The organism is Microbulbifer maximicatervae (SeqCode) (assembly GCF_052467815.1).
Genome location: NZ_CP174326.1, coordinates 368,809 through 389,622, shown reverse-complemented (window position 1 = coordinate 389,622; position 20,814 = coordinate 368,809). Strand labels below are relative to the sequence as shown.

Sequence of the window (20,814 nt, the reverse complement as noted above, 5' to 3'; positions counted from 1 at the left end):
ATTAACCCCTCAATCCATTGAGCTGGTCAATATCGACCGTGTGTTTGCGATAATAAAATTGCAAGACCAGCGCCAGTGCAATGGCTACTTCGGCAGCGGCCAGGGTGACAACAAAAACAAACATCACCTGCCCATCAGCATTGCCCCAATGAGCGCCGGCGACAACAAACATTAATGCTGCGGCATTGGTGCAAATTTCAATACACATCAGCATAAAAATAATATTTCTTCGGATGAGTAATCCGGCTAACCCCAAGCAAAACAGAATGGAGGCCAACAGCACGCCAGCCTCCAAACCAGGTGCAGATTCGATAGGCATAGCTTCACTCCGGTTTAACTGTTTTTCTGTGTCGGGCGAGGTGAAAAGCTCCAACAAGCCCTGCCAAAAGCAGCATTGAAGCGAGTTCGACAGCGAGAACGTAATGGCTAAAAAGTGCGATACCGACCTGTTTGGGCCCAATATAGTGATAGGTTTGCTCTGAAGGAATTTGCCCGCTACTAACCAGCAGAAGTAACTGGATTAACAAAATGGCTGATAGAAGGGCTGGGCCAATCCAGGTGTGGGGTTGCAACCAGGCTTGCTCCTGTGCAACTGAAGCGTCTCCCTGATTGAGCATCATGATGACAAAAATAATCAATACCATGATGGCGCCGGCATAAATAATAACTTCCAAAGCTGCTGCCAGGGGAGCGCCATATTGATAGAAAATAACGGCAACCGATAAAAGTGAAGTGACAAGATATAGTAGCGCGTGGACCGCGTTCTTGTGAAAGATAACCATGGCGGTTGAGACAATGGCAACCGCAGCGGTTAAGTAGAAAATGTAATTCACTGGGAAAACCTCTTTTTAGTTATTAGCCTTATTGAAATCAGAGATTTAGGCTTTTTACATTAATGGGCTCGGCCTCATTTTGAGCTTCGCCCTTGTCCTTTCCTGAGATGGCCTTTCCTGCAATTTGATAAAAACTGTAATCGTGATACTTACCGGGACCACTAATTAGAAGATCTTCCTTTTCGTACACCATGTTTTGCCGATCGTACTCGCACATCTCAAAGTCAGGTGTTAGCTGAATGGCATAGGTTGGGCAGGCATCTTCACAAAGCCCACACATAATGCAGCGGGAAAAATTGATACGAAAATATTCGGGGCGCCAGCGGCCGTCTGGATCCTCTGTTTTTTGCAGTGAAATACAATCAGGAGGGCAGGCAACGGCGCAGAGATTACAGGCAACGCAGCGCTCGTCACCGTTGGGATCTCGGGTGAGTACTATCCTGCCGCGATATCTGGGTGCCAAGTAGGGCTTTTGGTCGGGGTATTGTACGGTAACGTTCTTCCGGAACAGGTGTTTAAATACCAACCACATGCTGCGAATTTGGCTTGAAATCATTTCTTTGGCCTCGCACGCTTATTTTAATTTTCTAGGCTGTCCACAAAAGTACCGCTGCGGTAGCCAGTAGGTTGATCAGGGCCAGAGGTAGCATGACCTTCCAGCCAAATTTCATTAATTGGTCGTAACGGGGGCGTGGAATCGCCGCTCTTAAAAGAATAAACACACCAACCAGAATGGCAGTCTTCAGGCAAAACCAGATAAATGGGGGCAGTAGGGGGCCGTGCCATCCACCGAGAAACAGGGTGGTGATTAGCGCTGAAATTAGAATCACTGCCAGATATTCACCCACAAAGAACATGCCGAACTTCATACCGGAGTATTCGGTATGGAATCCCGCTGTCAGTTCATGTTCAGCTTCCGGAAGATCAAATGGAGTTCTGCGGCTCTCGGCAATACCGGCAATAAAGAAAACAATAAAACCCAGGAATTGAGGGATGATAAACCAACCATCTGCCTGGGCATTAACAATCTCGCGCAGATTGAAACTGCCTGAGAGCATAACAACGCCCATCAGGCTCAAACCCATAAATACTTCATAAGACACGGTTTGAGCGGCGGCCCTTAGCCCACCGAGCAGAGCATATTTATTGTTTGATGCATATCCCCCAAGGATTACGCTGTAGACCGCAATAGAACTCATGGCCAGCACAAACAGTAATCCGATATTCAGGTCGGTGACCCCAATATTGGGCGATATGGGCACTACGGCAAAGGCAATCAACATGGTTGCCATAACTACGGTGGGTGCCAGTACAAATACGGGAATATCTGCAAATTTCGGGGTGAAATCTTCCTTAAAGAACAGCTTGATCATATCTGCCATAACTTGCAGGGTGCCAAATTTTCCGACCCGGTTAGGGCCCGGGCGATCTTGCCAAAAGCCCAATAGGCGGCGCTCGCCCCAAGTTAAAATGGCTGCTAGCAGCACGGTAACTATCAATACGCCGAAAATATTGAGCAATATGATCCAGATATTTGTGCTCATAATTAGTCCTCTTGCCCGATTGCGGAGCTTTCTTCCACTGGCAACAGATTGGCGCCACCCGGTAATACGGGGGCAAGAGTTTCAAGCCCAGGAAGACCATAGGGCACACCCAGGCTGCCGGAAGGTTGGCTATCGGAGATAACCACACTGCCGCGGAAAACACCGCTATTGGTGTCTAATGCCACTGTGTCTCCCTGGTTGAGGTTGGCACTTTCGGCATCACCGCGATTTAAAGTAAAGAATGGCTTATCGATCACTGTAGCGATGGCCATTGCGCGGTTACTGAGCTCTTCCGAACCAAACATTCGGTAAATCGGCAGTGTCGCTAGACTGTGGTTATCGCTATCTGTATCGCCATCGGAGGCTGTGGGCAAGGACCATTCCGATAGTGCTTGCTCTCGCCGCTGGATGTATTTACCCGAGGCACCACCACGGCGTTCGCCACCCACTTCCTGCTGAAACTTGAAAATCGATTGGTTGGAGTTCCATCCGGGAGACCAGATATTGGCTTGCAGCGGTGATCGGTTTGGATTGTGCACACCTTCCATGCTAAAGCTCATAGGAGCATCGGGGTCTTGGTGTGGGGGCTCCTCTGAGACATGTTGCTCTGCGTGAATAGCCGTGCGCCCACTGTAGCGAGCGGTCTGTCGAGCAACCTTGAGCCCGTCAATCCGGAAGTTTTCATCCGGCCCTAAATCTTTGATGACCTTGAGTGAAGAAACACTTTCCGCTAGGGAATCGGTGATATCCGGGCAGTGATTCCAATTGATAATAGTGTCGATACTCTCGGAGTGTTCTGTGCAAAAACCAGCGGCATCTACCAGCCAGCGCCAGCTCTCCTGGATATACCCAGTGCCTTCATAGACCGCATAAAATCGCTGTGCCAAACCAGTATTGTTAACAAATGTCCCTTGGGATTCGGCCGTTGCGGATACAGGAAAGATTAAGTCGGCATGTTTGGCGGTTTCATTGAGCAGGGTGTCCAGCAGAATAATATGGTCGACGCTGGCAAACAGACTGTTTAACTCTTCACTCGCGATTCTTAAGGAGAGGTCATTCTCCAGAATCACTAGGGTTTTATCGATATTGGTTTTGTCATTCTTGAGTTCAGTGATCAGATGCTCAAGGGAACCGGTTTCGGGCTCAAACAGTTGAATAACTCCCAAGCTATTAGCCTCTTCACAACACAAGTATAGAGAAGTAGGTTTGCCATTTTTTTCTGCCAGTGCACTGGCGATTTTGGCTGCGCTGTGGGTAAGGTGGATATTTTTGCTGCTGGTTCCAGAGATGATCACTGGGTTCTTAGCCGCAGTTAATATTGCTGAGATTCTTTCAGCTTCCTCCAGATTCTCTGCACTCAGTGAAGTTTTGTTGCTTTTAACCTCGAGAATATTATTGGCAATTGCCTGGCCGATTTGGGCAGCCTGTTCCGGCAGGGTATAGATCGCTTTACAGGTAATATCTGAGATCTGATTGAGTTCGGTGCCGATAAAAATAATCGGGCTGGGTTCACCCTCTAATTGTCGAACGGAAGCATCCTGCCACAAGGGTATTCTTAGTGATTCAGCTTGTTCTTTTTGGCGGCTCCGTGCTGCTTGGCGAACTGCCAGGGCAACCCTGGGGGCTGTGTTGTAGATATCTTCCCCAAGTATCAATACAACATCTGAATTTTCTATCTCAGGGATGGTCGGGCTGTGGATATTGGCATCGCTCTGAATTCTGTCTACAAGGTGTAGTAGCTGCATATCCCGCTGGTTGAGGCCAGAGAAGAAGTTATCCCGCCCTACAAATTTTAATAGGGCGAAGTTATTTTCCAATGATGCCCTGGGTGAGCCAATGCCGATTAAGCGGTGCTCACCTCTCTGAGCTGATGCGAGTTTTTCTGAAAGTGAGAACACCGCGTCCTTGGGGGAAACCTCTTTGTGCAGACGTTCATCAGTTTCTGCTGTAGAGCTGATCACATCATCTTTGCGCGCAGAAAGTACCTGGGTTATCCGGCTCTTACTGTTGACATATTCGTATCCAAAGCGCCCCCGGTCACAGAGAAAATAGCCGTTGATATCGTGGTGATATAAGTTGACCACACGGCGCAACATCGGGTCTTGGTTGTTGCCGGATTCCCTCGCTCCAGGTGCGGTGTTGCAACCCACGGCACAGTGTTCACAGACTGAGGCAGCTGTCTGTAAATCCCATTTTCGGACAAAGTGCTGGCTGAAAGACTTATCGGTAAATACTCCGGTGGGGCACACTTCGACAAGGTTCCCACTAAAACCATTTTCCAGCATGCCCTCGGTATTGCGGCCAAAAAAGACCTGGTGATTGCGACCCAGTGCTTGTAAATCCTCGCCGCCGGCATAGTCGTGATAGAACCTGACACACCTGTAGCAGGTAATACAGCGATTCATTTCGTGATTGATAAAGGGGCCGAGATACTGGTTTCGGTGGGTGCGCTTGGTACCCTGATAGCGGCGTATGGTATGACCGGACATTTCAGTCATATCCTGTAAGTGGCACTCGCCGCCCTCCTCACAAACCGGGCAATCGTGAGGGTGGTTGGTCATCAAGTCTTCTATCACAGAACCGCGAAAATCTTTCGCAGCTTCTGAACTGACACTGTAAATACCGCCGTCTTTTATCGGCGTCATACAGCTCATAATCAACCGGCCTCGTTGATCTTCGCTGTCCTTATGCTCGATAACCGCACATTGGCGGCAGGCGCCAACAGAACCCATGGCGGGGTGCCAGCAAAAATAGGGGACATTCAAACCCAGGGACAGGCAGGCAGTGAGCAGGTTTTGATCTCCATCAACCTGGTATTTATTACCGTCTATTGTGATGGTTGGCATTTGAAATCCATTTTCTTTTTATTAATGCTTTCAGGGGCAGGGTTGTCGCACTAATTTATTGATAGGGGCAACAACCGCCTTCAATATGGTCGATAAAATCCTGCTCAAAGAGTTTTAACGCGCTTTGTATAGGCTCTGCAGCGCCGGGAGCCAGGGCGCAAAAGGTATTGCCGGGGGCAATACGCTCGCACTGTTCCCTGAGGAGTTCCAAGTCTTCTTTAGTCCCCTGGCCAGACTCTATTCTCTCCAGAATTTTGACGGCCCAGGGCAAGCCGTCCCGGCAGGGGGTACACCAGCCACAGGATTCCCGAGCGAAGAACTGGGTCAAGTTCAGCACCAGGCCTACGGGGCAGGTTTTATCGTCGAGCACGGTGATCGTGCCGGTCCCCATACGGCTGCCGGCCTTGCCGATAACGTCGTAATCCATGGGAAGATCGAGGTGGTCCGGGCCGAGGAAGTCGGTCGATCCTCCACCGGGAAGAATGCCCTTCAGTTGCAGGCCATCTTTCATGCCACCGGCATGTTGTTCAATAATTTCGCGAATGGGCGTCCCCATTGGGAGTTCCCAAGCCCCTGGATTATTAACCTTGCCGCTAACACCAAATATTTTGCTTCCCGCATCGTCACCCCGGTTAAGGTTTTTGTACCACTCCACGCCGTGGCTAATTAAATGGGGAAGGTTGCACAAGGTCTCTACATTGTTAACGACGGTGGGTTTGCCCCAAAGCCCGCTGACCTGTGGAAAGGGGGGCTTGGCACGGGGAATGGCCCGCTTGCCTTCAAGGGCGTTTAGCAGTGCGGTTTCTTCACCACAGATATAGTTACCGGCGCTACGGTGCAGGCAGACCTCCAGATTAAAGCCACTGTCGAAAATATTTTCGCCAATCATGCCCTGCTGCTTGGCTTCATCGATTGCCTGTTCGAGACGGTTTGCAGCCAGGTGGTATTCACCACGAATAAAAATATAGGCGTGAGAGGCGCCAATGGCATAGGCGGCTATAGCCATTCCCTCAAGAAGGAGGTGAGGGTCTCGCTCCATTAGCAATCGGTCTTTGAAGGCGCCGGGTTCCATTTCATCGGCGTTACAGACAACGTACTTCTGCTTGGGCGAATCTTCACCCCTAGGTACAAAACTCCACTTCAGCCCAGTGTTAAACCCCGCTCCACCGCGTCCGCGCAGGCCTGCATCTTTTACTTCGTTGATAATATCGTCCGGTACCATGGTGATGGCTTTGCGCCAGCCCTGGTAGCCGTCGTTTTCCACATATTGCTCAATAGTGGCGGCAATATTTTCACTGGAAATATTCTTAGTCAGTGGATTTGTCAGCATGGTATTTTTTCTTCTTATCGATTAATTCATCAATACCTTTTTCATCCAAATGGCGATGCATCTCCTCGCCGAGCATAAGGACCGGGGCTTTGTCACAATCTCCCAGGCAAGGCGTTTCCAGCAGGGTGAAAATGCCATCTTCGGAGGTCTCTCCAGGCTGGATATTTAAGCGCTCAGATATTTTTTTCTGCAAATTATCGCAACCCATAATCCAGCAGCTGGAGCTTTTGCACAGGTAGATCACTTCCTTGCCTACTGGTTGGCGGAAAATCAACTGGAAGTAGGTGGCGACACTCTCAAGTTCTGCAACGGGAATATCCAGATAATTGGAAATTGCCTGGAGGCTCTCATCGGAAATCCAGCCGCGATGTTTCTGTACAATCCGCAACGCCTCGAGCCCCACTGAAGTTTTTTCGTGGTAGTGGGTGGCTTCCTGATCAATTTCCTCTTTTTCTTGTACTGTTAAGGTCGCCTGGTTGTCTGCTGAATTGCTATTGCCTTGCTCCATTACTTCAATCAATTCCGGTTCTAATAAGCTGGACATAGTCGCCTCCGAGATAGAACTTGCGGAGGTTTCGTTGAGGCGCTGCCGCCATCTGTGTTTGCGATGGCTGAAACGCTGGGTGTATTTCCGTGCACTTTTCTACTCCGCTGCTGTACGGCCCTGTGCCTGCCGTAGTTCTTTATTGTTATCTGTCCACATCCGCCATGACGAAGTCGATGCTGGCAATAATGGCAATAAGGTCAGCAATCAACAGTCCGTTGGACATCAACGGAATCATTTGCAGGTGTGGGAATGAAGGGGTGCGAATTCGGGTCCTGTATGAGGTGGTCCCCCCATCACTAACGATCTGGTAGCTGTTGATACCTTTGGTGGCCTCAATGGGATAACACACTTCGCCGGCCGGCATTACCGGTCCCCAGCTGTTATTCACAAAGTGCTGAATTAAAGTCTCGATATCCTCCATGGTGCGCCCCTTTCGCGGAGGGGTAGTCAAAGGGTGGTCCGACTTATAAGGGCCTGCCGGCATATTTTCCAGGCACTGGCGGATAATCCGCAGGCTCTGCCATATCTCATCCACCCGGACCCGGCAGCGGTCGAAACAGTCCCCACCATCGTAGCTGGGAATCTCGAACTCGAACTGATCATAGCCGCTGTAAGGGCGCTTTTTACGCAGATCCCAATCCAGGCCCGTGGCGCGAAGCCCTGGCCCGGTAACCCCCCACTCAAACGCCTCCGCCGTATCGTAGACACCAATGCCACGGGTGCGGCGTTGCAGGAGTTTGTTTTTAATTACCATGCCGTCGTAATCAGCTAAGCGTGCGGGCATATAGTCGAGAAAGTCCCGCACCATCTTGTCCCAACCTTGGGGTAAGTCCTGCGCTACACCGCCGATACGGAACCATGCCGGGTGCATCCTGCCGCCGGTAATGGCCTCGACAATGCCAAACAGTTTTTCCCTATCGATAAACATATAGAACACGGGAGACATCTGCCCCACGTCCTGGGCAAAGGTGCCAAAAAATACCAGGTGGCTGGATATGCGGAAGAACTCGCACATCATCACCCGTATCATCTGTGCGCGTTCAGGGACCTTAATGCCGGCGAGTTGCTCTAGTGCCATTACATAGGGCAGGTTATTCATGACACCGCCGAGGTAATCGATACGGTCGGTGTAGGGCACATAGGTATGCCAGGCCTGGCGCTCGGCCATCTTCTCTGCACCGCGATGGTGGTAACCGATATCTGGCACTGCATCGATAATCTGTTCACCATCCAGCTGAAGGGCTACACGGAATACCCCGTGCACACTGGGGTGATTCGGGCCCAGGTTGAGGAACATAAACTCTGAGTCTTCATTACTCCTGGCCATGCCCCAGTCTTCCGGCCGGAACAGCAGGGCGTCTTGTTCCTTGCGCTCCTTCTCTTCTGATAGACTAAATGGGTCGACTTCGGTAGCCCGGGCGTGGTGATCCTTGCGCAGTGGATGCCCCTTCCAGGTCAGCGGCATCATGATTCTCTGTAAATGGGGATGACCGGGAAAGTCGATACCGAATAGATCCCACGCTTCCCGTTCATACCAGTTGGCATTCTCCCAAACGGTAGTAATAGTCGGTGCACTAAGATCACTCTCGGGAAGAGCCACCTTGATACGGATAAATAAATTGCGGGTAAATGAAAGTAGTTGATATACCAGGGTGAAATCGCTGGAAGGCTGTTTTTCGGTTCCCTCCCCACGGTTGACCCGCAGCCGTTCGTCGATAGCACTCAGGTCATACAGCATTTCAAATGGCTGGGCGATATCCCGCTTGAGAAAGAGCAAAAGAGGGATCAAGGCATGTTTCTCGATCCACAGTGTGGGCATATCATCACAGTGTGGCTGCCACCAGAACGAGTGAAGCTTATATCCGGTGTCGAGGTCCCGAATAAATGCCTCTGCTGCTTTCCTGTAGGGAGTTGCTGTGTGGACAGTTTTCGCAATTACGCCAGTCATTGGCTATTCCGTTGTTTTTTTCTTATTCCATGAGGCCTAAACACTGTCGGGCGCGCGTAGCATGTCAGCTTTCATACGTTCCTCCCTATGGAGATCACGCTGACTGGGCTTTGGAACCTTGTGAGTTCCTTGATCATCCACAACCCAGCTGAAGGCTCGTCTCTCCGCAGCCACCGACTTTTGCAGCAAGGTTAATCCCTGCAGTAGGGCCTCTGGGCGCGGTGGACAGCCGGGCACATAAACATCGACCGGGAGAAACTTATCGACCCCCTGAACCACACTGTAGATATCGTACATACCGCCGGAATTTGCGCAGGAACCCATGGAGATGACCCAACGGGGCTCGATCATTTGCTCGTAGAGTCGCTGTACCACTGGTGCCATTTTCAGGAAAACCGTCCCTGAAATTACAATCAAATCCGCTTGTCGCGGGGTTGCACGGATGACCTCAGCGCCAAAGCGGGAGATGTCGTGGCGGCTGGTGAAGGCGGTGGCCATTTCTACATAACAACAGGACAACCCGAAGTTAAATGGCCATAGGGAATTTGAACGGCCCCAGGAAACCAGCTCTTCGAGTTTGGTAAGGAGAATATTTTTTTCTAAATCTTGAGTGATTAATTCTTCAGAAGGATTGCCGCGTTCAGTAGCAATCAGGTCGTCGGCTTTGCTCAGCTTCCAGCGCATTATGAATTCTCATTGTTGTTATCGGGGTTTTTGGCGTTTCTCCAAACTCTTCTGGTATCCACCCCAGTCAAGTGCACCCAGGCGCCACAGATAAATAAGCCCCACCAGCAGTATCACGATAAATACGGTGGCCTCGATAAACCCGAGCAGGCCAGTTTCATAAAATGCGATGGACCAGCTAAACAGGTAAATCGCCTCCAGGTCGAAGACGATAAACAAGATGGCAACAAGGTAATAGGCGACAGATAGGCGCAGGCGCGCATTGCCCTGGGAAACAATACCCGACTCATAGGGCTCATCGGTAGCTGGGTCCCTGCGTTTCTGACCGAGAAAATAGGAAAGGCTGAGCATTAAGGTAATTAGGGCAAATACGGCCAGGCAATAGACAATCAATGGCCAAATCTGAGGAGTGAACTGATCCGGGTAATTCAACTTCGCTCTCCCATGTTTCTGCGGGCGAAGCCCGTATCAATCACTGGTCTTGCAGTAAAAGGGCAAATCAAGAATGCTGATTTTGAGGGTGCTCTCACGCAAGAAGAGATAATTTGAAAAACGATTATTGCTTTTCTGAGAAATTTTTTAGTTGTCGGTAATCCTATTCGCTTGTCTGATTTATAAATCGTTGCGGGAGATAGCGCCAGTGGTGCGAAGGAACGTTTAATTCTTATGTATATACTTTTTATTCAGTAGGGTTATGTAATGTCTTGCGACAGCTGAATAAATGAAAATGTGCGCCAGTTTTCAGAAGATGAAGGAGGGTCCTATTGCTATTAAACTATTCCTCTGATTAAAAGCAGATCGGAATTTTAGGGATACGCTGTACTGGAATTAGAATGTGATGTTATTGATTTGTTTGGCACCTAACAATTCCATCATAGTGCACTCCACTTGCGGCTCTGTATGGGAGCTTCCATTTGTCATGAGAGAGGTAGTTTGGCCAAGCAAGTACATTTATCCAATTCTTCTCAGTATTTCTAACAAGGTACACATCGCTTGCGTTACATTGAAGTTTGTACCTACGGAACCCTTCTTCTATTACGGAATAATCCCGCCCCTTAAATTGAACTTCAGAGTCTCCCCAATGGCCATCTGAGCTTTCAAAGCTTACATCGGGGTTGTGGATTTTTATAAAGCCAAGGAGGAACATAATCCCGGAAACCAAAATTAAGATGAAAATTGTTCGTATGATAGTGGTAGTCATCGCTTGTTTCCGACTATATTTAATATATTTTAAGTAAAAATTTAGAAGGTGTATCTTTATCCTATTTTGGTTGTCCTGATTGCTATTTAACTTCTATAGCCTTTTTTTGAATGTTCATACTTAATTCAAATCTGTATAAATCTGAAAATCTCTAGGTAAAACTAAATGGCGTTTTTGGTATCGAGAGTCTTTACATTTGTTAAATGTCACACTATAACGTGGTGTAGAACTGGTTGGAATAAATATGATAATTGTTTATTTCTGATACCGCTTTTCTCAAAAAAAATTCATCGACTTTTTCGTTAAAAAACAGTGCGTATCTGTTTTTCTCGGAGTTATCTATTTTGAAATCATATTCAATATCGAAGTGCTCAGCCAACACATCTTCGATGTAATCAAGCTGGTCCCAGCTACAAAGCTCTATGCATATGCCAAATTCGGGATCACTGCTAAAATCAAGCTTTTTCGTAAATATCAGTCTATTTTTCATGGAAACTTAATTTTTTGTATATGGGCGACTGAAACAGGGCGAAACGATGTGTAGGCCGCAGGGCTCGGCACCCATCGCCGGTCTTGTGGACCGTTTATTTTTATAGAGGTTACCGAAATCGGACATGTCTGGATACCCTGCTTTCAAGTAGACGAACCAATGCCGGGTCCATGCGAGCGTAATTGTCAGGGATGTCTAGACAGATCAGTTTCTTGCCTTTTAGGAGGTCTTTGAATTTTTTTGAAACTTTATTCCGGTGGGACTTTTCCATAACAAAGACAATGTCAGCCCATTCGATTAGGTCGCCACTCACCACTGTTTCGGCATCACTATTTGTGCCTGCACCGATGGCATTGATGCCTTGATAGGCTGAGAAAACCTCTTCACCTGTCGGGCTTCTAAGTCTGTTTTCACTACATACGAACAGTAAATTCATAATATTCTCTAGGATACATAATGCTTAGCGTAGGGGGCTCTATCAGGGCCACTACTTGTTAGGAACTTTGCACGCTCTCAAGTTTTAAATATCCTTCGCATGCAACTTCAACCACTCTACTTTCATCACCAGATAAGTAAGTTTCAGCTGTATAAAATCCGGCTTTACCAGCAGCCGAATTTGAAGGATGTAAAATACGAAAAAAACCACTAGGTACAGAACACCCTCTGGGAAAAGAATAAATATTGCTTATGTTGCCTGAAGGCCCTGCTGCTAATCGATGATCAGTGCCTTTAGGAAGTTCGATACAAGTGGTCACATGAAGTAGGTAATATACGCCTTCACCTTGAAGATAAATCGGGAGAAATTCAACTCCCGGAATATAATTGATCTTCTCTTTTACTAGCTCAGACACAGCGTAAGCGCCTGGGTTAAATAAGACACTTGTCGACCCTGATTTCGAATAAATGCGAAGCTCGGGAACATCCCAATCTGACAGAAGTGATCCTGGCATGCCAATGCGAGGATCGTGCCATAGATACTCATCATCATCAAACCAAGCGCATGTAAAATTACCATCCTCTTTTGATACAGGTGACAATTTGTAGATCATTCTAATTCCTGTCTTAATCTCGCAGCAAAGCGACTGCGGAAAACGCCCACAAGATAAGCCGCCCCGGGCGGGGCCGAAGGGTGGTAGCCTTGCTGACTATGATTGTACGATTGTTCTTGTTTGATTATGACACTAAAAATCACCATTCGTTAATGGGGAAATTGAAGCCCACATTTAGCGGTAATCGAAAGCCCTGATTATCACATACTGTTTGATTATCGGTCCATTTAGGCCACATAAATAGGGATGTGTCAGAGACCCAATAAGCATATCTACATAGTTAGATTTGGTTTTGAGGCAGAAAAACAAGACAAGAAGCAAGTGAAGAAGGGATCGAGGAACCTTTGGCGTTGCAAAAGTTTGTCATACACAAGATTTTTATTGCCCATCATTGTTCATATATAGAAATATTCAAATCATTGGCCTTCATAGCTATCTACTTTAGTAATTAAGAAGTCCCAAAATGCTTTGATGCGCGCTGTGTTTCTTAAATCCTTGTTAGCCAGAATCCACAAAGATGAGTTGTACTTAGTTTCCAGTCTATAGAGTTCAACTAGATCGTATGAATCATCAGTTGGTAACAAAGCTATCCCTTGATCATTGAGAGCCGCGTTCAGAGCCGTAGTTATAGAATTACAGTATATAGATTTGGCGTTGTTCTTAATTTGTTTCTGATACCAGTGCACTGCAGGGTTATCTAAGTGCACGTAGTCAATAGCTGTTAGGTGTTCAATTTCGGACAACTTGAAAGGAGCGTTATACCCTCTAGTCTTCAAAAAGACTTCAGAGGCATAGATGCTTAAGTTTACATCTCTCATTTTACGTGCAATAAGGTTTTCCGGTGCTGTATGACTTGCCCTAATGGCAATGTCCGCATCGCGATGCTCGATATCCAGAGCCTGCTCACTTTCAAGGATCTCAAACTCAACGTCGGGGAATGGCCTCCGGAATTCACTAACCCACTGGGGCAAAGTGGTCGTTGCCATTGTTGAGGGTGCGGTAACACGAATTAAACCTTGAACTTTTTCATGTTGCAGAGAACTTTGAATGAGGATGCCATCGGCCAATGACTCCATTCGCTTGGCACTATCCAAAATAGTTCGCCCCGCCTCAGTCAGTTGGTAGCCGCGACGACTAACAATAAATAGCTGCGTTGAAAGCTCGCTTTCAAGCTGCTGGATCCGCCTCCAAACAGTGGTTGAATTAACATTCAACTGGCTAGAAGCCGCCTTTAAGGTTCCTTTCTCTGCAAGCGCGATAACGACCTTCAAATCGTTCCAATCCATGACATTACCCTGACGTTGCATTCATGCAATATAAGTTTGCCTTTTTGTCTATATAACTGCAATAAGAGAACACCTAGTCTGTGCTCGTCATTAACGAAATAGGGTTCCCTTCATGAGAAAACAGGTAGTCATCTTTTACGTGGCCTCATCTATGTTCGCGGTGCTGATGATGATATCAGGCATGGCCAAACTAACAGGACAGGAAGCCATTGTTCAGGCAACGGTTGATTTAGGCTACCCGCTTTATTTGTTGAAAATCTTAGGAACCGCCTATTTGATTGGCGCGATTGCAATTCTTCAATCAAAGTTTGAAACACTTAAACAGTGGGGATATGCAGGTTTCTCCATCGCTTTGACCGGAGCTGCGGGATCGCACTTATTGGCAGGGCAAGCGCTCAGCACTGCTTTACCAGCTACTGTCCTATTGGCCGTTTTAGCGATTGTGGTAACTCTGAATGCAAAACTGACTCGCCTTAACCTTTCTTTAGGAGGAGACCTCAACAATGTCTCTCAATCTCAAAGAGACATTTCAGAAGCTAATTAGATGTGACGTTTCTGATGTTTGAGATAGAAAGACTGTGATGCGGTGCACTGATTGATCCGGTTTAATTAACAACCAAGAGGAGTGCTTTTCCATGAGTGATAATCATGCTGCGTTACTGTGGAAAACGATCTCATCTGACTTGATTCAGAATAACGCTAAAGAAGGCGCAGGCGATTCAGGCTGAGCAAGTTGAATTGCTTGACCAACACCACTCATTGAAAACCAAGGATGGTAAACCTTCTATTACGCGCTATGGTTATTTACCCGGACGAATAAAGCTGGGTTAGGCGGTATTAGTGTTAATATCCTGAAATTTCAAGATCACTTTGGTTGAGGCGACATTTTGGCTACCTCTGTGATCAACGGGACCCATTGTTGTATCTCATTATGCCTTTAAAGCCCACTGAGGGAGCCCCACAACTTGTCCCAGCGTTCTAGTTTTTCTTCGGCACTTAACAGCCTTGGCTGCACTTGAACAGGTTTGCCAATTTCATTCGTGTCGTTCAATATGTTGAGATTTACCGCTCCGCGAAGCTGACTATTTATATCGCAGCCTACGGCTAACAGTTGATTACAACTTTTACAATGATAGAAATTAGCGAGCTGATCCCCATTTTGTCTAGTTGAAATTCCATCGCCAATGAAAGTTACTAACATATTTGGATCACTAATAATGCGTGATGGGTTGGCTTGGCAATAATTACAATCGCATACGCGTGGAGTTAAACCTTCGAGTGGCCCAGTAAACTGAACCTCAACTCGCCAACGGTTACATTTACACGATCCCTTACAGAACATAAGCATTTGTGCCAATTACAGTTGAACACGGCGTTCGCATTGTCGGCGAGGGAGGTCCCCCTCTTTGCCATCACGGGCGCCAGTCAAGATAGTGAATGTGGTGGGTTTCATAGAGTCGGCTTTACATATTGTTGTTGTGGGACGTCCGTTTTATAGTTTAGAGCGAAAAGAATAAATATTTTACATTTTGACTTACAGCTAACTGTAAGTATGAGATAATAATAGCAATAATAAACTTATTTCCCATCCCATTTGTAGTTTGGATTTATCTTAATGAAAAAAGTATTAAGTGTATTGCTTCCGGCAGCAGTGCTTACCGGTATTGTTGGGCCCAAAATAGTAGGCACTCAGCTCGAGTCATCTATTGATGAAATAGTCGCTACCGCGAATGAAAATTCGGCATATACGGTTGAAGTAAAAAGCATGGATTCATCCTGGTTTTCAACCCAGGCCACCTTTTTGGTCAGCATGGATGTCAATGCTTTCTCGGATTTACCTGAGATCTCTGAACTTGAACCTTTTTCTGTAGAAATAGATTTTAGTGCTTCCCACGGCCCCTTCCGTTTCGGCGAGCATGCTGGTTTTGGTTGGCTCGGCTGGACGTTAGAAGTTGCCGGTGATCAATTACGTGAACACTTGGTTTGGGCTGAGGAAGCTCCTTTTTACCAGATTCACGGCAATATGGATGCCTTAGGTGGTTATTACTATAACGATAGAATTACGCCATTTACTACTGATGTTGAGGATCAAAAAGCACAGTTAACTTTTAGTGGTTTTCAGGGTAATGGGCAATATCAGGGTGAGCAACTAACTTACCTGGGGAGCGCCGATAGCTTTACCGTTGCTTCCGAGCTAAGGGACGTAAAGGTTGAAAGGTTGACTGTGGATATGACCATGGCTTCCTCCCTTGAAGCAATCTTTGAAAGCGCTTTTTACGATTCTGATACAGCAATTAACTTTGGCGCCATCAAGTTAAATGATAGAGAGCAAAACGAAAATATTGAGATTGCTGATCTATATATAAAGGCAAGTACTGAACTCAACCCAGAAAATCAGCTGGGAAATATGCAAGTTGCCTATGGAACTAAAAAGGTCGATATAGCTGAATTCCACGGTGAAGATCTGGCCCTTGAGCTTGAGGTCACCAATATCAGCCAGGAATTTTTGAAGTCTTATCAGGACTTTGCCGTCTCACTCAATAAACTACCTACGGAAGAAGCAACCGCTAAGACAATGGAGTTTATGAGCGATAACTTGCTATCTTTAGTGGCTGGCGAGCCTCAACTGAACATTACCAGCTTACGCGGTACTTTCCCGCAAGGCAGCTTTAATAGTAACCTTCATACTAGCTTAGTTGGCATCAGTGCGTTACCGGAGCAACCACTAGATCCGGCTTTTTGGCTGTCACACACCTTGGTTGACGGAGAGTTAAGTGGCGATAAAGCTGTGATTGAATTTATTGCCGTACAAGTGATGAAAGCCCAATTGAAAAATAACCCTCAAACTCAAGGTATGAGTGAAGAGCAACTGGAGCAAATAGCTGCTCAACAAGTGCCGACCATATTAGCGTCTCTTGAACAGCAAGGTTTGTTAGTGTCTACCAATGACGGCTACATCTCAAATGTCAGCCTGAAAGACAGCGAGCTTAAGGTGAATGAAAAACCTATGCCGCTACCGCTTTAGCATATATTAGCTGTTTGTGATAGAAGTGGCTTATCTTAAGCCACTTCATTCTTTCCTCTCTCATACTGACTGTTTATTCCCCTTTTATAGACGCCACCAGAACCATCAAATAATAAGAAGTGCTTAAAATGCCTCTAAGATAGCATTTGCTTTCAGATTGAAAGTATCCTTGGATCATCTCTTACATCTAATGTTTCAAGCAGAGGCACCAGTTCCACTAGCGTCCAGCTGGCCTGATTTGTTAGGCATTCCCTCAACAAAGGTTGCCTTAACCCTTTTGGAGAGCAGCATATATGGGACCCATATGATTCCACCTATCAGAACCCTAAAAAATTCGTTCGCTATTTCTGGATCAAAAATCGGCTCATTAGGCATGACAAACTGTATTAGCCATGCGTCTAAAGGTATAATAATCAATGAAATAACTACTATTAAGATATAAATTGATGGAAAAAGATAGTGCTTGCTGAAAAATAGAAATGCTAAATATATTAGAGCTACGAACATTGCTACATTGTATGCAATCTCACCAATTAAAATTGGCGCCCACAGTGGATTGTAGGCTTCTGAGCCCACGGTTGTTAAAGCTTCCCATGTACCATCAACGAATATTGGTTGAAATATAGGGAAGGTAGTTGTAAATAGCCTGAGTGGGCCTAGTACGACACCAATTCCGACTAATATAAGCCAACCGGATAGCCCTTTAGGGTCTTCCTTGCTACTCATGATATCTCCTTAATGACTACAACAGGGAGGTTGGTGTGGAGTGTGGGTCTTCCCGAGATGAGCCAAAAGCTCGTAGTAACCTGCTTATACTTATTCTGTTTTTTATGCTTCACTTTTCTCTGATAATTTTTTAATCGTGTTACCATAATAAATTAAGAATACACCTAAACATAGCAATGAAACAATAATAATATTGTCAAATATCGACTTAATGAATAATAAAGCATGGGGATCAACATGCCGTCCTAGGAGTATGCCCAAACTAGCGTATATAAAATATAACAACTTGTGCGGCCACACTTCAGCTCTATCGTTTGATTCCGTTTTGTATCCAAGAAAGGGGATGCTAATTATAAGTGGAATAAATAATACAGTATCGTAATAGCCTACATGCATGGACAAAAATACTGAAATTAATAGAAAAGCCCCTAATAATCTAAGGTTAAAATATTCTTTTAGCATATTGATATGATTCGCTTAACACTTAAGGCTCCGTTCTATGGTGATCGCTATGCAAGATTCAATATTCGCATGAATAATCTAATGCCGGGCTTCTGTGAAAATGTAAACCTGTTGGAGTTTGCCCGCAGGTCCATACCTGCACAGCGAACTGCGACGTTCAAAGAAATCGGGCAGACCTGTGTTTTTCTCGCCTCTCATGGAGCCCGATACATCAATGGGCAAAGTATCTTGTCTGATGGGGGTATGAATCGGGCGGTTCGTTAGTAAGTGTGCTTTACCTCAGGGGAGAGTATAAGCTTCAGTCAACTGTAATGCATAATGACGCGCACACGGGGCGAGCGTTAGCGAGGCCCTGGCCTGCTTTCCGGCCGTTCACGGTGTGCCTGGTTATAGCACGCTCGGGAGTGTTGTATAAAGGGAGCCGCGGGCAGCGTAAGAGCAACCTGACAAATAATCTTAAGAGATTATAGAAATTTCTCCGTGAAACTTGTGACAAATGCCCGGACGGAATCTGAGCCAATGCCATGGATATATGGGATGGAAGTATAGTTTGAAAATTTGACCGGCAACAATAGTTACTTGTTAAGCATTGCGATGCTACAAGCCAGAATAACTTTGGTAAACCTCATGGTCTTTGTAGCCTCCTTGCTCGTTTAAGTTGATATATATTTGAATGGTGCAGTCATAGAGTAGCCAAAGAAATATAGATTCAAATTTACAGTCAGCCTCATTTTCTCGTACGATGGCTTGATACCTAAAAGAATGCTTGTCATAAGAGTGTGCAATGTTGGTTGAAGTTAAGTATTCTTCAATTACTTGCTGACTGTCGCCTTGCGAAAGATTTGCAGAAATACTCTTCTGTATTTTTTCGACAGTATTGAGGCTATTACCCCAAGCAGGATTACCAATTATTGCTAGTACTAATATGATAGCTACCTTCACTGCTCTTCCTTGAACGCCGAATGCCATTTTTACCCGACAGGCAAAGCACAGCTTTGACTGCTGGAACGTGTGAAATGCCTTGTTATACCTTTTCTAGTTTTAGGTAATGCCGACGAAACCAAAATTTAGGCTCTCTCTGAAAAATGGCCTCCCAAGAGAAAGACCTGAAGCCAAGTTCGCAAATACGTAGCCGCCAACGCTCATTACTATCAAAGATGCCGAACTCCAAGAGGTCTTCACCTTCGACTGTGAGATCTTCAATAAATCCGAATCTATCTGGTGTTGAAACGCGATCTATGATGCTGCCATTTTTACCAAGTAGGCTATACCAATAACTTACACCATCGTAATAATCATAACTAGAAATCAGCAGAGTAAGATCACCACATGAATATTCATGGCGCAGCTCATCTCCCGGTAACACTAATTTACGTGTACCATCGGAAACCACTATAGAGTATTCTCCATCGGGTTGTCCTTTCCCATTTGCAGGGCTGTAACTGTAAGATTTCTTCAAGACCCTACCTAGTATAACGCCCATAGCTGTGGGCAGTTTGTAGTGAGGAACGATTGGATAACTGGTCCGCCAGTCTGCGCATGGTACGCCCAGCGTGGGCGTGAGCTAATGGGGTGAAAGTCCCCTGTAGGAAGATCACCACTTAATGACTCCATTAAATGCCAACTACCAGAGAATGGCAACTGCAACATCGTGAGGTTTGTGGGACGAAGCCGCAAGCAAAACAGAGCTTCATTACGGATGGGTAGCCATCCCTTGTGGACCTGTAGGATGGGTGGTGTGGGGGCCGGCAGCTAGAAACTACCGGCTACCCGATTTAAATGATGAGGCGGCACGAATTTTGTCCAGCTTTTTTTCAATACTATACGTGTAAATTTTTGGCGTCCCGTCAGGAAAATATGATCGGACCACATAATCAGATCCTAAACCGGCTTCTACGATCTCTTGATAAAGCTCTACATCTTCCTTCTTTTCCATATCAAGAGTTTGATCATACAGTGGGCCAGAGTGAGCCATGCCAAATTGATATAATCCGTTTTTATCTTTTGTAAGATAAACTAAATGTTCTTTGTCGATATTATAGTTAAAACTACAATAAGTACGATTTTGTGATACCTCCACAATCTCATTTTTTTTAATATTCCCTTTAAATGGCTCAATTATGAGATACTTATAGATTCTTACACCGCCCTCATCTTGAGCTGATCGTGCTGTAGTTTCTGCTTGTATTAAGTACCCTCGAAAAGCAATATCACTCGACGCCAAATTCGATTCATAGACTGACATACCCTCATACTCCTTCAGCATGAAGGGAGAAACTTTCATACACCCAAAAACATTTTCTGATATAGCCCACAACAATAGTAAGAGTAATGGAATGTATTTCATTATTTCACTTATCGTCTCAATAATGGGCCGGAGCACTTAGTTTGGAGGTCCAGCCCCGAAGGGGTAGCATTGATTGACTTGGTACGCCCAGCATGGGCGTGAATTAATGGAGTGAAAGTCCCCTGTAGGAAGATCACCATTTAATGGAATCCATTAAATGCTAACTAACAGCGAATGGCAACTGCAATACTGAGAGGTCTTGTGGGGAGGAAGCCGATAGCAAAACTACGAACTGACGAATAGAAACATCCTATAAGGCTTAGCCTGGAGGTGAGGTGGCTAAGGACACCTAAGCCATATGATCTAACGGATAGAGTAAATGATATAGTTGTGTATAAACCGTTCACGTCCTTAACTGTGGAGATCTGCTTAACCTGCTGTAGTTAACCTTCAGTGTGCTCGATTGATATCGTTGCGTGATCGCTGGGTAGATGTTCATTACCGATAGCGAGCCGCACATTGCGGACTCGCACGATGGGTGGTGTGGGGACCGGTA

20 protein-coding genes are annotated in these 20,814 nt (G+C 46.1%); 3 read left to right on the top strand and 17 right to left on the bottom strand.

The window, feature by feature from the left end; genetic code table 11:
• Window position 1 precedes the first annotated feature (1 nt).
• From nuoK to ACJJIW_RS01660, 13 genes are all read right to left on the bottom strand, one after another.
• A complete protein-coding gene (gene nuoK, locus ACJJIW_RS01720) occupies window positions 2-319 on the bottom strand; it encodes an NADH-quinone oxidoreductase subunit NuoK (RefSeq protein ID WP_444892930.1) in 318 nt (105 codons plus the stop codon).
• Between the two features lie 4 nt (window positions 320-323).
• Window positions 324-833 carry an NADH-quinone oxidoreductase subunit J gene (gene nuoJ, locus ACJJIW_RS01715; RefSeq protein ID WP_444936565.1) on the bottom strand — a complete coding sequence of 170 codons (510 nt, stop codon included), beginning with the start codon at window positions 831-833 and terminating at the stop codon, window positions 324-326.
• Window positions 834-870: 37 nt separating this feature from the next.
• Window positions 871-1,389 carry an NADH-quinone oxidoreductase subunit NuoI gene (gene nuoI, locus ACJJIW_RS01710; RefSeq protein WP_282934031.1) on the bottom strand — a complete coding sequence of 173 codons (519 nt, stop codon included), beginning with the start codon at window positions 1,387-1,389 and terminating at the stop codon, window positions 871-873.
• 31 nt (window positions 1,390-1,420) lie between these two features.
• Complete coding sequence (gene nuoH, locus ACJJIW_RS01705; protein WP_444895021.1) at window positions 1,421-2,377, bottom strand: NADH-quinone oxidoreductase subunit NuoH; 957 nt, start codon at window positions 2,375-2,377, stop codon at window positions 1,421-1,423.
• A 2-nt stretch (window positions 2,378-2,379) separates the two neighbouring features.
• Entirely contained in the window at window positions 2,380-5,223 is a 2,844-nt protein-coding gene (gene nuoG / locus ACJJIW_RS01700; protein WP_444936564.1) for an NADH-quinone oxidoreductase subunit NuoG, read from the bottom strand.
• Between the two features lie 55 nt (window positions 5,224-5,278).
• Complete coding sequence (gene nuoF / locus ACJJIW_RS01695; protein WP_444936563.1) at window positions 5,279-6,553, bottom strand: NADH-quinone oxidoreductase subunit NuoF; 1,275 nt, start codon at window positions 6,551-6,553, stop codon at window positions 5,279-5,281.
• Window positions 6,531-7,097 (bottom strand): NADH-quinone oxidoreductase subunit NuoE, encoded by a 567-nt coding sequence (gene nuoE, locus ACJJIW_RS01690; RefSeq protein ID WP_413664589.1) that lies wholly within the window; start codon window positions 7,095-7,097, stop codon window positions 6,531-6,533. Before nuoE ends, nuoF begins: the two co-directional genes overlap by 23 nt.
• Window positions 7,098-7,242: 145 nt before the next feature.
• Window positions 7,243-9,048: an NADH-quinone oxidoreductase subunit C/D gene (gene nuoC, locus ACJJIW_RS01685; RefSeq protein ID WP_444936562.1), complete on the bottom strand. Its 1,806-nt coding sequence runs from the start codon at window positions 9,046-9,048 to the stop codon at window positions 7,243-7,245.
• 36 nt (window positions 9,049-9,084) lie between these two features.
• Entirely contained in the window at window positions 9,085-9,732 is a 648-nt protein-coding gene (locus tag ACJJIW_RS01680) for a NuoB/complex I 20 kDa subunit family protein (RefSeq protein WP_444936561.1), read from the bottom strand.
• An 18-nt stretch (window positions 9,733-9,750) separates the two neighbouring features.
• The gene (ndhC, locus tag ACJJIW_RS01675) at window positions 9,751-10,164 is read right to left on the bottom strand and encodes an NADH-quinone oxidoreductase subunit A (RefSeq protein WP_282934024.1); all 414 of its coding nucleotides are present in this window, start codon (window positions 10,162-10,164) and stop codon (window positions 9,751-9,753) included.
• A gap of 1,368 nt (window positions 10,165-11,532) precedes the next feature.
• A complete protein-coding gene (locus ACJJIW_RS01670) occupies window positions 11,533-11,859 on the bottom strand; it encodes a low molecular weight protein tyrosine phosphatase family protein (protein WP_444936560.1) in 327 nt (108 codons plus the stop codon).
• Window positions 11,860-11,917: 58 nt separating this feature from the next.
• On the bottom strand, window positions 11,918-12,472 hold the full coding sequence (locus ACJJIW_RS01665) for a hypothetical protein (protein WP_444936559.1): 555 nt from the start codon (window positions 12,470-12,472) through the stop codon (window positions 11,918-11,920).
• A gap of 416 nt (window positions 12,473-12,888) precedes the next feature.
• Complete coding sequence (locus ACJJIW_RS01660; RefSeq protein WP_444936558.1) at window positions 12,889-13,758, bottom strand: LysR family transcriptional regulator; 870 nt, start codon at window positions 13,756-13,758, stop codon at window positions 12,889-12,891.
• 112 nt (window positions 13,759-13,870) lie between these two features.
• On the opposite strand from ACJJIW_RS01660, the gene ACJJIW_RS01655 reads away from it, so the two are divergent.
• Both ACJJIW_RS01655 and ACJJIW_RS01650 read left to right on the top strand, forming a co-directional pair.
• A complete protein-coding gene (locus tag ACJJIW_RS01655; protein WP_282934020.1) occupies window positions 13,871-14,302 on the top strand; it encodes a DoxX family protein in 432 nt (143 codons plus the stop codon).
• 1,071 nt (window positions 14,303-15,373) lie between these two features.
• On the top strand, window positions 15,374-16,783 hold the full coding sequence (locus tag ACJJIW_RS01650) for a YdgA family protein (RefSeq protein WP_444936557.1): 1,410 nt from the start codon (window positions 15,374-15,376) through the stop codon (window positions 16,781-16,783).
• Window positions 16,784-16,978: 195 nt separating this feature from the next.
• Here the strand turns inward: ACJJIW_RS01650 and ACJJIW_RS01645 are convergent, their stop codons facing one another.
• Complete coding sequence (locus ACJJIW_RS01645; protein WP_444936556.1) at window positions 16,979-17,509, bottom strand: DUF2569 domain-containing protein; 531 nt, start codon at window positions 17,507-17,509, stop codon at window positions 16,979-16,981.
• A gap of 468 nt (window positions 17,510-17,977) precedes the next feature.
• On the opposite strand from ACJJIW_RS01645, the gene ACJJIW_RS01640 reads away from it, so the two are divergent.
• Entirely contained in the window at window positions 17,978-18,235 is a 258-nt protein-coding gene (locus ACJJIW_RS01640) for an SDR family oxidoreductase (protein WP_444936555.1), read from the top strand.
• Between the two features lie 333 nt (window positions 18,236-18,568).
• Here the strand turns inward: ACJJIW_RS01640 and ACJJIW_RS01635 are convergent, their stop codons facing one another.
• The 3 genes from ACJJIW_RS01635 to ACJJIW_RS01625 all read right to left on the bottom strand — a co-directional run bounded on the left by ACJJIW_RS01635 (window position 18,569) and on the right by ACJJIW_RS01625 (window position 20,318).
• On the bottom strand, window positions 18,569-18,913 hold the full coding sequence (locus ACJJIW_RS01635; protein ID WP_444936554.1) for a hypothetical protein: 345 nt from the start codon (window positions 18,911-18,913) through the stop codon (window positions 18,569-18,571).
• A gap of 82 nt (window positions 18,914-18,995) precedes the next feature.
• Window positions 18,996-19,430, bottom strand: a complete 435-nt coding sequence (locus ACJJIW_RS01630) for a hypothetical protein (RefSeq protein WP_282934015.1) — start codon at window positions 19,428-19,430, stop codon at window positions 18,996-18,998.
• A 300-nt stretch (window positions 19,431-19,730) separates the two neighbouring features.
• On the bottom strand, window positions 19,731-20,318 hold the full coding sequence (locus ACJJIW_RS01625; protein WP_444936553.1) for a hypothetical protein: 588 nt from the start codon (window positions 20,316-20,318) through the stop codon (window positions 19,731-19,733).
• Window positions 20,319-20,814 lie beyond the last annotated feature (496 nt).